The following is a 13,171-nucleotide window of genomic DNA, read 5'->3' on the forward strand; positions in this document are numbered from 1 at the left end:
GGCGTGCTGCTTTTCCACCGCCCGCGCGGAGCCGGCGTGGGTGGCTTCTTCGATGCGTCGCTGAAGATCCGCCAGCTTGCCCGCGGTGGTGTGGATGTGTGCTTCCGGCTCGGACATCGGGATGCGGCTCCTGCTCGTCCTGGACTGGTGCTCGTACGTGGGGCGCTTCGCTCAGGGGTTGGCTACCGATTCGTAGCGTATCCGCGGCACTGCTCACCGGCACTGCGTCGTTGGCCACACTCCGGCGCCCGGAAGCCTCATAGGCTGGGCACCATGACGCCTCAACCGCCCGTAAACCCCGTAAACCCCGAAAACCCCGACGAAGGCCATGGCGGCCGGTGGGCCGACCTCGACCGTCCTCCGCTGAACGCGACGGCGCTGCGCAAGGCCCTCGTGCGCGACGGTTCCCTGTGGACCTCCCTGGACGTGGTCCAGGCCACCGGCTCCACCAACACCGACCTGGCGGTCCGCGCGGCCAAGGGCGAGGCGGCGGCGGGCAGCGTGCTCGTCGCGGAGGAGCAGTCGGCGGGCCGCGGCCGGCTGGACCGCCAGTGGTCGGCGCCGCCCCGCTCCGGGCTCTTCTTCTCCGTCCACCTCAAGCCCGAGGTGCCCACGGAGCGGTGGGGCTGGCTGCCGCTGCTGGCCGGCGTCGCGACCGCCACCGCGCTCTCCCGCGCGGCCGGTGTGGACACCGCCCTGAAGTGGCCCAACGACCTCCTCCTCACGGTGGACGGGGAGGAGCGCAAGGCGGGTGGCATCCTCGCCGAGGCGGCCGCCGGCGGCGTCGTCCTGGGCATCGGCCTGAACGTCTCGCTGCGCGCCGACGAGCTCCCGGTGCCCGGCGCCGGCTCGCTCGCCCTGGCCGGCGCGAAGGGAACCGACCGGGACCCGCTGCTCCGTGCCGTACTGCGCTCGCTGGAGCAGTGGTACGGCGACTGGCAGGCGGCCGGCGGCGACCCGGCGGCCTGCGGGCTGCAGGAGGCGTACGCGGCGGGCTGCGCGACGCTCGGCCGCAGGGTCCGCGCGCTGCTCCCCGGCGACCGGGAGATCCGCGGCGAGGCGGTGGCGCTGGACGGCGACGGGCGGCTGGTTCTGGCCACCGCCGACGGCGTGCAGCTCCCGGTGGCGGCCGGTGACATCGTCCATCTGCGGCCGGCCGCGGACGAGGGCTGACCGGGGCGGGCCGCCACGGAACGGGGCGACGGGAGACGGCAAGTGGTTCTTGACGACATTCGACACCTGCGAATGATGCGTTATGTGTGGAATGTGAGAGTGAGCCAGAGCACACCTGCCGTATCGTTGACGCGATCGGCCCGGCAGCGGGCCGCGGGCGAACAGTGATCGGAAGGGCAGTGCGCAGGGATCGGAAGAGGAGGGCGCGGTGACCCTCGACGACTCGGGCGCATCGCCGCGCGACGCGGAAGCGGCGCCGCGTGCCGCCGACACCGCCGACGACGGCTCCGACGGGGAGTCCGGCGACGACACCATCGCCCTCCGCCTGGAACAGCTCATCCTCGGCTCCGAGCGGCGCTACACGCCGTTCCAGGCGGCCCGCAGCGCCGGCGTCTCCATGGACCTGGCCTCCCGTTTCTGGCGGGCCATGGGCTTCGCGGACATCGGCCAGGTCAAGGCGCTCACCGAGGCCGACGTGCTGGCGCTGCGCCGGCTCTCCGGTCTGGTGGAGGCCGGACTGCTGAGCGAGGCGATGGCCGTACAGGTCGCCCGCTCGACCGGGCAGACCACGGCGCGGCTCGCCGACTGGCAGATCGACTCCTTCCTGGAGGGCCTGACCGAGCCGCAGGACTCCGGGCTGACCCGTACGGAGATCACCTACCCCCTGGTCGAGCTGCTCCTGCCCGAGCTGGAGGAGTTCCTGGTCTACGTCTGGCGCCGGCAGCTCGCCGCCGCGACCGGCCGGGTGGTGCAGGCCCAGGACGACGCCGAGATGGTCGACCGTCGGCTCGCCGTCGGCTTCGCCGACCTGGTCGGCTTCACCCGCCTCACCCGCCGCCTGGAGGAGGAGGAACTGGGCGAGCTGGTCGAGGCGTTCGAGACCACGGCCGCCGACCTGGTCGCCGCGCACGGCGGCCGGCTCATCAAGACCCTGGGCGACGAGGTGCTGTACGCCGCGGACGACGCGGGCATCGCCGCCGAGATCGGGCTGCGCCTCATCGAGACCATGGCCAATGACGAGACCATGCCCGAGCTGCGGGTGGGCATCGCCTTCGGCACGGTCACGACCCGCATGGGCGATGTCTTCGGTACCACGGTGAATCTGGCCAGCCGGCTCACCTCCATAGCGCCGAAGGACACCGTCCTGGTCGACGAGGCGTTCGCCGAGGAGCTGAGCCGGACCGGCGAGGCCCCGGTCTCCGAGGCCGAGGCGGCAGCGGCGGAGAAGGAGGGCGACGGCCCGGTCCCCGCGTACCGCTTCGCGCTCCAGCCCATGTGGCAGCGCCCGGTCCGCGGCCTGGGAGTCGTCGAGCCCTGGCTGCTGACGCGGCGTTCGTCCAGATGAATTCAAGCCCGTCCGGCGTTTGAGGACCGGGGTCCGGGGCGGAGCCCCCCCCCGCGGCGGAGCCGCACAACGTCACGGTCGGGAAGGGGCGGGACAGGGGCGCTCTCCCCTCCCGGTTACGATCGCGCGTAAGCGACCGTTAACCGGGAGGGCGGCCATGGGCAACGACCAGCACGAACAGCGCTACGGCGAGCACGTCGTAGTCAGGCGCCACGGCGAAAACGTCGCCGAGCTCGCCATGGACCGCCCCAAGGCGATGAACGCCGTCTCCACGGACATGGCCCGCGCCCTCACCGCCGCCTGCGACGCCCTCGCCGCGGACCGTTCCGTACGGACCGTCGTCCTCACCTCCACCCACGACCGCGCCTTCTGCGTCGGCGCCGACCTGAAGGAGCGCAACTCCTTCACCGACGCCGACCTGATGCGCCAGCGCCCGTACACCCGCGCCGCCTACACCGGCGTGCTGGAGCTGCCGATGCCCACCATCGCGGCCGTGCACGGCTTCGCGCTCGGCGGCGGCTTCGAGCTGGCGCTCTCCTGCGACCTGATCGTGGCCGACCCCACCGCCGTCGTGGGCCTCCCCGAGGTCTCCGTCGGCGTGATCCCCGGCGGCGGCGGTACGCAGCTGCTGCCGCGCCGGGTGGGCGCGGCCCGCGCGGCCGAGCTGGTCTTCACGGCGCGCCGCGTCGAGGCCGCCGAGGCCGCCGAGTTGGGCCTGGTCGACCAGCTCGTCGGCGCGGGTGAGGACCGCACGGAGGCGCTGGAGCTGGCCGCGCGCATCGCCCGCAACTCCCCGGTCGGGCTGCGCGCCGCCAAGCGCGCCATGCGCCTGGGGCACGGCCTGGACCTGCGGACCGGCCTGGACCTGGAGGACGGCGCCTGGCGCAGCGTCGCGTTCTCCGGCGACCGGGCCGAGGGCGTGGCCGCCTTCAATGAGAAGCGGACGCCGGACTGGCCGGGGGAGTGATCCCGGCCGTACTCGCGCCCGTACCCCGTAGCCGTCCGTGACCCCATAAGGGGCGGACCGTGGCAAACCTTCCTACTCTGTAAGGTCAAGGCGCGCCTACGGTGACGGATTGTGAGGGCCGGTGACGGGCGAAGCGGTGGGCGGGAGCGAATACGGGTGCGACGCCCGGCTGCGGGCCGTCGTGGCGCTCGCGCAGGCCATGGCCGCCGCCCACCACCCCGAGGAGTCGGCGCGTGCCGCGGCGCACGGCGCGTGCCGGGCGCTGGGCGGCTCCTTCGCCGCGGTCTCCGTCTGGGAGCGCCAGCTCGGCCGGCTCCGGGTCCTGGTCAACGTCGGTGACCTGGCCGAAGGCGAGCAGGAGTACCCGGACGACGAGTCCTATCCGGTGCACGAGTTCCCCGAGATCGTCGGCTTCCTGCACGAGCGGTGGGCGGGCGGCGGCGAGCCCGAAGCCTGGGTGGAGACCGCCGACGGGCCGCACGAGGAGGGCTCGTACTGCCATCAGCGCGTGGCCGCCCTGCGCCGCCGCGGCCGGGGAAGCTGCGTGGTCGCGCCGATCGTGCTGCACGGCCGGGCCTGGGGCGAGCTGTACGTGGCCCGGCCGCGCGGCGCGCCGGTCTTCGCCCGGGACGACGCGGATTTCGCCACCGTCCTCGCGGCCGTGGCGGCGGCCGGCATCGCGCAGACCGAGCGGCTGGCCGAGGCCCGCAGACTGGCCTTCACCGACGCGCTGACCGGCCTGGCCAACCGGCGCGCGGTCGACATGCGGCTGGACGAGGCGCTGGAGCGGCACCGCGCCGAGGGCACGGTCGTCAGCCTGATGATCTGCGATCTCAACGGACTGAAGCGGGTGAACGACACCCAGGGGCACGCGGCGGGCGACCGGCTGCTGGAGCGGTTCGGGTCGGTGCTGTCACTGTGCGGCGCGATACTGCCGGGCGCCCTCGCGGCCCGCCTCGGCGGCGACGAGTTCTGCCTGCTCGCGGTCGGGCCGCCGGCCGGGGACGTGGAGCGGGTCGCGTCGGAACTGTGCCGCCGCGCGGGCGCGTTGGACCTCGGTGAGGGCGTGGCGGTCGGCGTGGCCTCCACCGGCGACCCCGTCGGTGAGGTGCGGTCGGCGCGCCGCCTCTTCCGGCTCGCGGACGCCGCGCAGTACCGCGCCAAGGAGGCACGCTCGCGGGGCCCGGTGGTGGCGGGCCGGGACGGGGGCGAGGACGATCCGGTCGTCCGCATGGCCGACGCGCCGGACCGCGGCCCGGTGGCGCCGCACGGGGAGCGCCGCCGGTTCCGCCGCTGAACTCGTGCGTTCTGCGAGGTAAGGGGTGCAGCCGTACCCCGCTGATGACATCTGCGCTTTCACTCTCTAGGGTGCCTGAATATGGATATGCACACCGTGGTGCTGGGGACGACCGGCACGACCGCTCAGGACGTCATCGACGTGGCCCGTGGCGCCGCCCGGGTCGAGGTCTCTGCCGACGCGCGCGCGGCCGTCGCCGCCTCCCGCGCCTTCATCGACGACCTCGCCGCCAAGCCGGACCCCGTCTACGGCGTCTCCACCGGCTTCGGCGCGCTCGCCGTCCGGCACATCAGCCCCGAGCTCCGCGCCCAGCTCCAGCGCAACATCGTCCGCTCGCACGCGGCCGGCATGGGCCCGCGCGTGGAGCGCGAGGTGGTCCGCGCGCTGATGTTCCTGCGCCTGAAGACCCTGGCCTCGGGCCGTACGGGCGTACGCCCCCTGGTCGTCGACACGATGGCGGAGCTGCTGAACGCGGGCATCACCCCCGTCGTCCACGAGTACGGCTCGCTCGGCTGCTCCGGCGACCTCGCGCCGCTCTCGCACTGCGCGCTGACCCTGATGGGCGAGGGCGAGGCCGAGGGCCCCGACGGCGTCGTGCGGCCCTCCGGCGAGCTGCTGGCGGCCCACGGCATCGAGCCCGTCGAGCTGCGCGAGAAGGAAGGCCTGGCCCTCCTCAACGGCACCGACGGCATGCTCGGCATGCTCGTGATGGCCTGCGCCGACCTCGCCCGCCTGTTCACCTCGGCCGACATCACCGCCGCGCTCTCCCTGGAGGCGCTGCTCGGTACGGACAAGGTCCTCGCGCCCGAGCTGCACGCCATCCGCCCGCATCCGGGCCAGGCCGCCTCGGCCGCCAACATGCTCAAGGTGCTGACCGGCTCCGAGCTCACCGGCCACCACCAGGACGACGCGCCGCGCGTCCAGGACGCCTACTCCGTGCGCTGCGCCCCACAGGTCGCGGGCGCGGGCCGGGACACCCTCGCGCACGCCCGCCTCGTCGCCGAGCGCGAGCTGGCGGCCGCCGTGGACAACCCCGTCGTCCTGGAGGACGGCCGCGTGGAGTCCAACGGCAACTTCCACGGCGCCCCGGTCGCCTACGTCCTGGACTTCCTCGCCATCGCCGCCGCCGACCTCGGCTCGGTCGCCGAGCGCCGCACCGACCGGCTGCTGGACAAGAACCGCTCGCACGGCCTGCCCGCCTTCCTGGCCGGCGACCCGGGCGTGGACTCCGGGCTGATGATCGCCCAGTACACGCAGGCCGCGCTGGTCAGCGAGATGAAGCGGCTCGCGGCCCCGGCCTCGGTGGACTCCATCCCGTCCTCCGCGATGCAGGAGGACCATGTCTCGATGGGCTGGTCGGCGGCGCGCAAGCTGCGGACCGCGATCGACAACCTGACCCGGGTGGTCGCCGTCGAGATGTACGCGGCGACCCGCGCGGTGGAGATGCGCGAGGGGCTGGCCCCGTCGCCCGCCACCCGCGCGGTGCTGGACGCCGTACGGGCCGAGGGCGTGCAGGGGCCGGGGGAGGACCGTTTCCTCGCGCCCGACCTGGCGGCGGCGTACGAGTTCGTGCGCGGCGGCAAGCTGGTCGCGGCCGTGGAGGCGGTCACGGGGAAGCTGGACTGACGCGCGGAGCGGGCGGCCTGGAAGTCTCGCGAGGTCCCGTGGGCTCTCAGGCCGTCTCGCCGCGCGAGCGGCGCACGGCGAGGGTGACCAGGGCGGCCCCGATGCCGAGGAAGGCCGTACCGCCGACGGCGTACGGGGTGGTGTCGAGGGAGCCGGAGTCGGCGAGCCGGACCTCGCCGGTGCCCTGTGCGCCGTCCGTGCCCGCGGCGACCTGCGTACCGGGGGCGACCCGCCCCTGCTGACCGGCGCCCGCGGCCGTGTCCGTACCGGCCCGTACGTCCTGGCCCACGGCCGGGACGGCGGAGCGCCTCATTCCGTCGTCGTGCTCGGCCGTGGCATTCGCCGACGGCACGAAACAGAGCGCGATCAGCACCGAACCGGCCGCAGCGGCAGTCACCAGTGGTCGGCGTGCGGTCACGGAACGATCCCCCTTCACGGCTCGGCGCGTTGGCCGTTACCCAGATGTTAGTAACAGCCGCGGGTCGCGGGGAAGCCAGGGGCCCGACGTGCTTACGCTCCGTGGCATGAGCAACGGTGACACATCACGCTTTGTCCGGCTGCGCGTCGACCTGGTCATGGAGATCACGGATCCCGACCTGCTGACCGGCGCGGCCCTCGACGGGATCAGCGACGAGGACCATCTCTCCGATCAGGAGCGCAGCTACGCGCGGCAAGCGGTCCAGGCGGAGCCGGCCGAGGCCGTCGCGCATCTCGTCGACCCCTTCGACCTCGTCAACGACGTACCCGGCGTCGAGCTCACCCAGGCGTCCTGGACCAGCGAGGAGACCGAGTACGACCCCGAGGCCGAGGAGTGGGATCTCGGGGATGCGGGGGACGACGAAGAGCTCGTCTGAGGCCCGTTTCTCCGGCGCGGAGCCTGGGTGTCCTTTCCCACACTTTCCTGTGCATGGAACGGCAAAAGGGGAACAGGCGTTCATCATGGGAGCGACTGGGACCAAGTGTGCCCAGATGGCTCGGGGAGGACCTCAGGTTCCGTAGCAATGGAGAAGTGACTGATGACGGACAGCAAGCGCCGCAAGGGCTTCATAGCCGGCGCCGCGCTGCTAGGCGGGGCACTGACGCTCGCGGCCTGCGGCAGCGGTGCTGACAAGGCGAGCGGCGACAGCGGTGGCTCCGGGCCGCCCGAGAAGCATCAGAAGCAGGAGCAGGTCGACAGGGCGGCCGCCAAGGACGCCTCGGACGCCACGATCAAGATCGCGCCGAAGAACGGCACGGACGACGCGGGCATCAACAGCGACACCAAGGTCAGCGTCGCGCACGGCAAGCTGACCGACGTCACGATGACCTCCCTGGAGTCCAAGGAGCAGGTGGCCGGCACGATCGCGCCCGACGGCAAGTCCTGGAAGCCGCAGTCCCCGCTGAAGCGCTCCACGCAGTACCGGATCACCGCGCACGCCGAGGACTCCAAGGGCCGCACGGCGGTCGAGCACTCCACGTTCAGCACCGTCTCGCCCACCAACAGCTTCATCGGCAACTTCACCCCCGAGGACGGCTCGACCGTCGGCGTCGGCATGCCGGTGTCGCTGAACTTCGACAAGCCGGTCAAGAACAAGGCCGCCGTCGAGTCGAAGATCAAGGTCGCGGCGAGCAGCAACCAGAAGGTCGTCGGCCACTGGTTCAGCGACACCCGCCTGGACTTCCGCCCGCAGGAGTACTGGAAGGCCGGCTCCAAGGTCACCATGGACCTCGACCTGGACGGCGTCGAGGCGTCGCCCGGCGTGCAGGGCATCCAGGACAAGACCGTCAGCTTCGACGTGGGCCGCTCCCAGGTGAGCACCGTCGACGCCAAGACGCATCAGATGACCGTGGTGCGGGACGGCAAGACCGTCAAGCAGATCCCGATCTCGGCCGGCGGCCCGGAGAACCCGACCTACAACGGTCAGCTCGTGATCTCCGAGAAGTACCTCCAGACCCGCATGGACGGCTCGACGGTCGGCTTCACCAAGAAGGGCGGCAAGGGCGAGTACGACATCCCCGATGTCCCGCACGCCATGCGGCTGTCGGACTCCGGCACCTTCATCCACGGCAACTACTGGGGCAAGGGCATCTTCGGCAAGGCCAACACCAGCCACGGCTGCATCGGCCTGGAGGACGCCAAGGGTGCCAAGGACGACAAGACCGACGGCGCCTGGTTCTACGACAACTCCCTGCTCGGTGACGTCGTGGTCATGAAGAACTCCCCGGACAAGACCATCCGGCCCGACAACGGCCTGAACGGCTGGAACATGGACTGGTCCCAATGGACGGCGGGCAGCGCACTGCAGTGACCCGGGTGACCTGACCCGACGGCTCACCGACCCGACGGCTTCCCCGAGCCGCGTGCGGGCGGCACTCCGGACACCGGTCCGGGTGCCGCCCGCCGCCGTTTCCGGCCGCACCGTACGCGTCCGTACAGTGACCCGGTGGGCAACAAGGGCGAGGGGCGCGGCGGGCGCCGGGAGAGCGGGGCGGCGCACGGCGCCGAGGAGACCGTGGCACGCGTACTGGGCGCCGTCCGGTACGCCGCGGACGGCAGGCCCGCCGAGGACGCCGTCGAGGCCGGCGCGTCGGCGCTGAGCGCGGACCCGGCCGGCCCCGAGGCCGTGGGCCGGGCGCTGCTGACCGCCGCGGCGGCCACCGTGCGCGGCTGCTGGGAGGGCGGCTGGCACCCCGCCGACCTGGTACGCCTCGTACGGCGCGCGGGCGCGGCCCCCGAGCTCGCCGCCGACTTCGTCGCCGCCGAGCTGCGCCGCTACTCCACCGAGGAGCTCCCGCCGCGCTGGCCCGCTCAGGTGCGCGAGGCGGGCGCCGAGGTCTGGTGGCCGGACGACGGCGGTTACCCGGACGCGCTGGCCCGGCGCCGCCGCACCACCCGCTTCGAGGCGCTCTGCGCCGTCCTGGAGGTGCTGCGCGTCCTCGGCCGGCTGCCCCGCGTCACGCCGACGGGGCCGGTCCCCGGTGACCGGGCAACCGGTACGGCCCACGCGGGTATGCGCGCGGGGAGCGGCGCCCCGGCCGGCGAGCCGCGCGTCCTCGGCCGCATCCGCGGCCTGCTCGCCAAGGCCGAGTCCACCGCCTTCCCCGAGGAGGCCGAGGCGCTCTCCGCGAAGGCCCAGGAGCTGATGGCCCGGCACAGCGTCTCCGAGGCGCTGCTCGCGGGCGCCGCCCCCGCCGGCGGCCCGGAGACCCTGCGCATCGGCGTCGAGGGCCCGTACGAGAACGCCAAGGCGCTGCTCCTGGACGCGGTGGCCGTCGCCAACCGCTGCCGGGCCGTCTGGTCGCCCGACGCCGCCTTCACCACCCTCGTCGGCTTCGCGCCGGACCTGGACGCCGCCGAGCTGCTCTACACCTCCCTCCTCGTCCAGGCCACCACCGCCATGAACCGCGCCGCCGACGCCCACCACACCCGCGGCAAGTCCCGCCGTACCAAGGACTTCCGTCAGTCCTTCCTCGCCGGTTACGCCTCGCGCATCCGCGACCGCCTCACCGACGCCGCCGACCACGTCACCGCCGAGGCCGCCGAGGGCACACCTGACCTGCTGCCGGTACTGGCCGCCCGCGACCTCGCGGTCCAGGAGCGGACCGGCGCGCTCTTCCCCGAGACCACGGCCGTACGGATGCGGGGCGCACGGGACGCGGAGGGCCTCCACCAGGGCGTGGCGGCGGCGGATCGGGCCCGGCTGGACCGCGGCGGGCGGTAGGGCTCGTTGGGCTGCCTCCGCGGGCCGTAGGACTGCCATCCCGCGGGCCGTAGGACTGCCCCCCCGGCGGGCCGTAGGACTGCCGCCTCTCTGGCCCCAACTACCCCACTGGTACCGTCACTTACCGGTGGCCCGGTACGCACCGGTACCGGCCCGAAGGGGAACGGACACACGGCATGGCGGACGGCGGCGGACACGGAGCGGACATGTCCCGGATCAACACCGGGATCAACACCGGGGTCGCGCACAACGCCCGGGTCTGGAACCACTGGCTCGGCGGCAAGGACAACTACGCCGTCGACCGCGAGGTCGGGGACCACATCACCGGCCTGTACCCGAGCATCGGCGAGGTGGCCCGCGCCGACCGGGCGTTCCTCGGCCGGGTCGTGCGCCACCTCGCGGGCGAGGCAGGCGTCCGCCAGTTCCTGGACATCGGCACCGGCCTGCCCACCGCCGACAACACCCACGAGGTCGCCCAGCGCGTCGCGCCCGACTCCCACGTGGTCTACGTCGACAACGACCCCAACGTCCTCACCCACGCCCGCGCGCTGCTGACCAGCGCACCGGGCGGCGCCACCGACTACATCGACGCGGACGCGCACGACCCGGACGCGATCCTGCACGCGGCCGCCCGGACCCTCGACCTCGGCCGACCCGTCGCGATCCTGCTCCTCGGCATCCTCAACTTCGTCCTCGACACCGAGCGGGCGCAGCGGACCGTGGACCGGCTGCTCGCCGGCGTACCGTCCGGCAGCCACCTCGTCCTCACCCACCCCACCCTCGAACTGGGCGGCGAGGGCAACGCCGAGGCCATGCGCTTCTGGAACGAGAACGCCACCCCGCCGATCACCGCCCGCAGCGGCGCGGAGATCGCCCGCTTCGCCGCGGGCCTGGAGCTGCTCCCGCCCGGCCTGGTCTCCTGCACCCGCTGGCGCCCGGACCCCACCCCGGACGGCAGCCTCACCGAACCCCCACAGGTCGCCCAGTACGCCCTGGTGGCCCGCAAGCCCTGATCCTCCTCCCCCTTCTCCCTCCCCTCCCTCTCTTTGACCCCGGACGTTGACGGTCTGGTGTCACCGGGCGTTGAGCGGGCACACCAAGGAAACGCACCCGACAAGTGATCAAGTGATCAGCCGGCGCGGCTGCGGCAGTACGGGCCCGCCGGCGCGGAGAGGAGCAGCGGTGGCCAAGACGCTCGTGGTGATCGGTGCCGGGCCGGGGCGGGGCATGGGAGTGGCCCGCGCGTTCGGGCGCCACGGCTACCGGGTCGGGCTCATCGCCCGTACGAAGGACCGGCTGGACGCCCAGGTCGCCGAGCTGGCCGGGCTGGACATCCCCGCCGCCGCGTTCCCCGCGGACATCCGCGACCGCGACGCGCTGGCCGCCGCACTCGCCCAGGCGACCGAAGCACTGGGCCCGGTGGACGTCCTCGACTACGCCCCGGGCCCCTCAGGCCCGGTCACCCACGCCGCCCAGACCACCGCCGCCTCGGCCACCGCCCAACTCGGCCTGTACATCCTGGGCGCGGTCACAGCCGTCGGCCAGGTCCTCCCGGACATGCTCAACCGCGGCTCCGGCACCCTCCTGATCACCACCGGAGCCGCGGCGACCACCCCCGCCCCGTCCCAGGCCAACACCGGCTTGGCCATGGCAGCCCTCCACCACTACGCCCGAAGCCTGCACGCCGAACTCCACCCGCAGGGCATCCACGTCTCCGCGGTCACGCTGACGGCTCCGCCCACGACCACCACGGAGTCCGACAGCGTCGGCGCGCGCTACTACGCGCTGCACGAGTCCCGCACCCCGGCCGAAGCGACCATCGGCCCGATGGGAACCGTCACCTCTCACTCCTCCGGCTGAGCCACCTCCACCGGGCAGTTGACGCCCGTCCGCACGAACCCTCTTCGTCCCGCACCGGTTGCTGGAGGCGGCTGCGTAGGCGCCTACTACTGCACCGGAACCATGTCCTACGGTTGTTTATGATCTGACAGGCATGCGCGGTCTCCCGCGTAACGGGCAGGTCGGTATTGCGACTTTGGGGGAAAAGCGGACATGGGGTCAGAGGGCAAACTCGCCATCAGTCTCGTCGGGCTGGATCATCTGGCAGGCCAGCTGCGTTCGATCAAGCGGCGCATGGATGACACCGGAAATTTCAAGCGCGAGCTGGGCCACGACGAACTCGGGGCGAGCCGGGCCTTTGACGCGCTGCAGGAATTCCTGGACGGCTGGAAGGACGGCCGCAAGGAGATCGACAACGGCATCGACGGCGCGGCAAAGCAGGCCGGCGACATCGTGGAGAAATTCACCAAGCTCGACCTGGACCTCAAGAATCAGCTCGAGAAGGGGCGTAAGTGAGCGAGCCTCTTGAGGGTTCTTCGACGGCGGCAGCCGGGACTTCGACCGCGGCGGCCCGCGAGGTGCTCGGACTGAACATCCTCGTTCCCAGTTCCTGGTACGAGTTCGACATCCATCCGGCGATGGTCGACAAGTCCATCCGGGATGTTGTCGCGGCCCGGATCGAGCAGCGGCCGGAGCTCGCCGAACATCGTTCGGCGCTGAAGAAGATGCTGCGCAGGGCGGCCGCGGAGGCGCGCGATGCGAATGTCGTCTACGCCGGTTCCATGCTGGAGATCATCGACGACGAGCCGATGACGGCGAACCTGACGGTGAGCGTTTCGCAGGCCGAGGACAAGCAGACCGGGAAGGTGGCCAAGACCGGTCTGGACACGCTGCTCGCCACCTTCAACCCGATTCCCCGAGGCCCGCGGCCCACCGACGTGTGGCGCCGGGTGAGCGTCGTCGAGCTGCCGGACGCCGGTCCGGCAGCCCGCAGCGAGGGCATCGAGGAGATCGAGGTGCCGAACGACGGCCGCAGTTACCGCGCGGTGATGATGCAGACCCTCGTCCCTTACCCCGGCAACAACCCGAAAGTCGCCGTGATCAGTGCGAGCACTCCGCAACTCGCCCTGGTGGAGCCGATGCTGGAGCTCTTCGGAGCCATCACCGACACATTCAGCTTCGTCTACGCGGAGCCCGACGGCGAGACGCCGAGCTGAGGGACG

Annotated in this window: 13 protein-coding genes; 12 read left to right on the plus strand and 1 reads right to left on the minus strand. The window is 72.6% G+C overall.

Features of this window, described 5'->3' with window-relative positions:
* Nucleotides 1-273: 273 nt before the first annotated feature.
* The 5 genes from IG84_RS0126780 (at nt 274) to hutH (ending at nt 6,408) form a co-directional block, all read left to right on the plus strand.
* Complete coding sequence (locus tag IG84_RS0126780) at nt 274-1,173, plus strand: biotin--[acetyl-CoA-carboxylase] ligase (RefSeq protein WP_031062357.1); 900 nt, start codon at nt 274-276, stop codon at nt 1,171-1,173.
* A gap of 208 nt (nt 1,174-1,381) precedes the next feature.
* On the plus strand, nt 1,382-2,518 hold the full coding sequence (locus IG84_RS0126785) for an adenylate/guanylate cyclase domain-containing protein (protein ID WP_031062359.1): 1,137 nt from the start codon (nt 1,382-1,384) through the stop codon (nt 2,516-2,518).
* Between the two features lie 157 nt (nt 2,519-2,675).
* Nucleotides 2,676-3,485, plus strand: a complete 810-nt coding sequence (locus tag IG84_RS0126790) for an enoyl-CoA hydratase/isomerase family protein (RefSeq protein WP_031062362.1) — start codon at nt 2,676-2,678, stop codon at nt 3,483-3,485.
* A gap of 199 nt (nt 3,486-3,684) precedes the next feature.
* Nucleotides 3,685-4,782, plus strand: coding sequence for a GGDEF domain-containing protein (locus tag IG84_RS0126795; RefSeq protein ID WP_051862491.1), 1,098 nt, complete (start codon nt 3,685-3,687; stop codon nt 4,780-4,782).
* A gap of 81 nt (nt 4,783-4,863) precedes the next feature.
* Complete coding sequence (gene hutH, locus IG84_RS0126800) at nt 4,864-6,408, plus strand: histidine ammonia-lyase (RefSeq protein WP_078649439.1); 1,545 nt, start codon at nt 4,864-4,866, stop codon at nt 6,406-6,408.
* A 46-nt stretch (nt 6,409-6,454) separates the two neighbouring features.
* On the opposite strand, the gene IG84_RS0126805 is transcribed toward hutH, so the two are convergent.
* Entirely contained in the window at nt 6,455-6,826 is a 372-nt protein-coding gene (locus tag IG84_RS0126805; protein ID WP_031062368.1) for a hypothetical protein, read from the minus strand.
* Between the two features lie 106 nt (nt 6,827-6,932).
* Between IG84_RS0126805 and IG84_RS0126810 the strand changes: the two genes are divergently transcribed.
* The 7 genes from IG84_RS0126810 to IG84_RS0126840 all read left to right on the plus strand — a co-directional run bounded on the left by IG84_RS0126810 (nt 6,933) and on the right by IG84_RS0126840 (nt 13,165).
* Nucleotides 6,933-7,262, plus strand: a complete 330-nt coding sequence (locus IG84_RS0126810) for a hypothetical protein (protein ID WP_031062371.1) — start codon at nt 6,933-6,935, stop codon at nt 7,260-7,262.
* Between the two features lie 162 nt (nt 7,263-7,424).
* A complete protein-coding gene (locus IG84_RS0126815; RefSeq protein ID WP_031062373.1) occupies nt 7,425-8,696 on the plus strand; it encodes a L,D-transpeptidase in 1,272 nt (423 codons plus the stop codon).
* Between the two features lie 135 nt (nt 8,697-8,831).
* Nucleotides 8,832-10,109: a DUF2786 domain-containing protein gene (locus IG84_RS0126820; protein WP_107053967.1), complete on the plus strand. Its 1,278-nt coding sequence runs from the start codon at nt 8,832-8,834 to the stop codon at nt 10,107-10,109.
* Nucleotides 10,110-10,315: 206 nt separating this feature from the next.
* On the plus strand, nt 10,316-11,122 hold the full coding sequence (locus IG84_RS0126825) for an SAM-dependent methyltransferase (RefSeq protein ID WP_031062377.1): 807 nt from the start codon (nt 10,316-10,318) through the stop codon (nt 11,120-11,122).
* Nucleotides 11,123-11,291: 169 nt separating this feature from the next.
* Nucleotides 11,292-11,969, plus strand: coding sequence for an SDR family NAD(P)-dependent oxidoreductase (locus tag IG84_RS0126830; protein ID WP_031062379.1), 678 nt, complete (start codon nt 11,292-11,294; stop codon nt 11,967-11,969).
* A 192-nt stretch (nt 11,970-12,161) separates the two neighbouring features.
* Nucleotides 12,162-12,464 (plus strand): hypothetical protein, encoded by a 303-nt coding sequence (locus IG84_RS0126835; protein WP_031062381.1) that lies wholly within the window; start codon nt 12,162-12,164, stop codon nt 12,462-12,464.
* Complete coding sequence (locus IG84_RS0126840) at nt 12,461-13,165, plus strand: hypothetical protein (RefSeq protein ID WP_157848949.1); 705 nt, start codon at nt 12,461-12,463, stop codon at nt 13,163-13,165. The genes IG84_RS0126835 and IG84_RS0126840 overlap by 4 nt, the downstream gene beginning before the upstream one ends.
* The last annotated feature ends 6 nt before the right edge of the window (nt 13,166-13,171 follow it).

Source organism: Streptomyces ochraceiscleroticus, from assembly GCF_000720485.1.
Lineage (GTDB): Bacteria > Actinomycetota > Actinomycetes > Streptomycetales > Streptomycetaceae > Streptomyces > Streptomyces ochraceiscleroticus.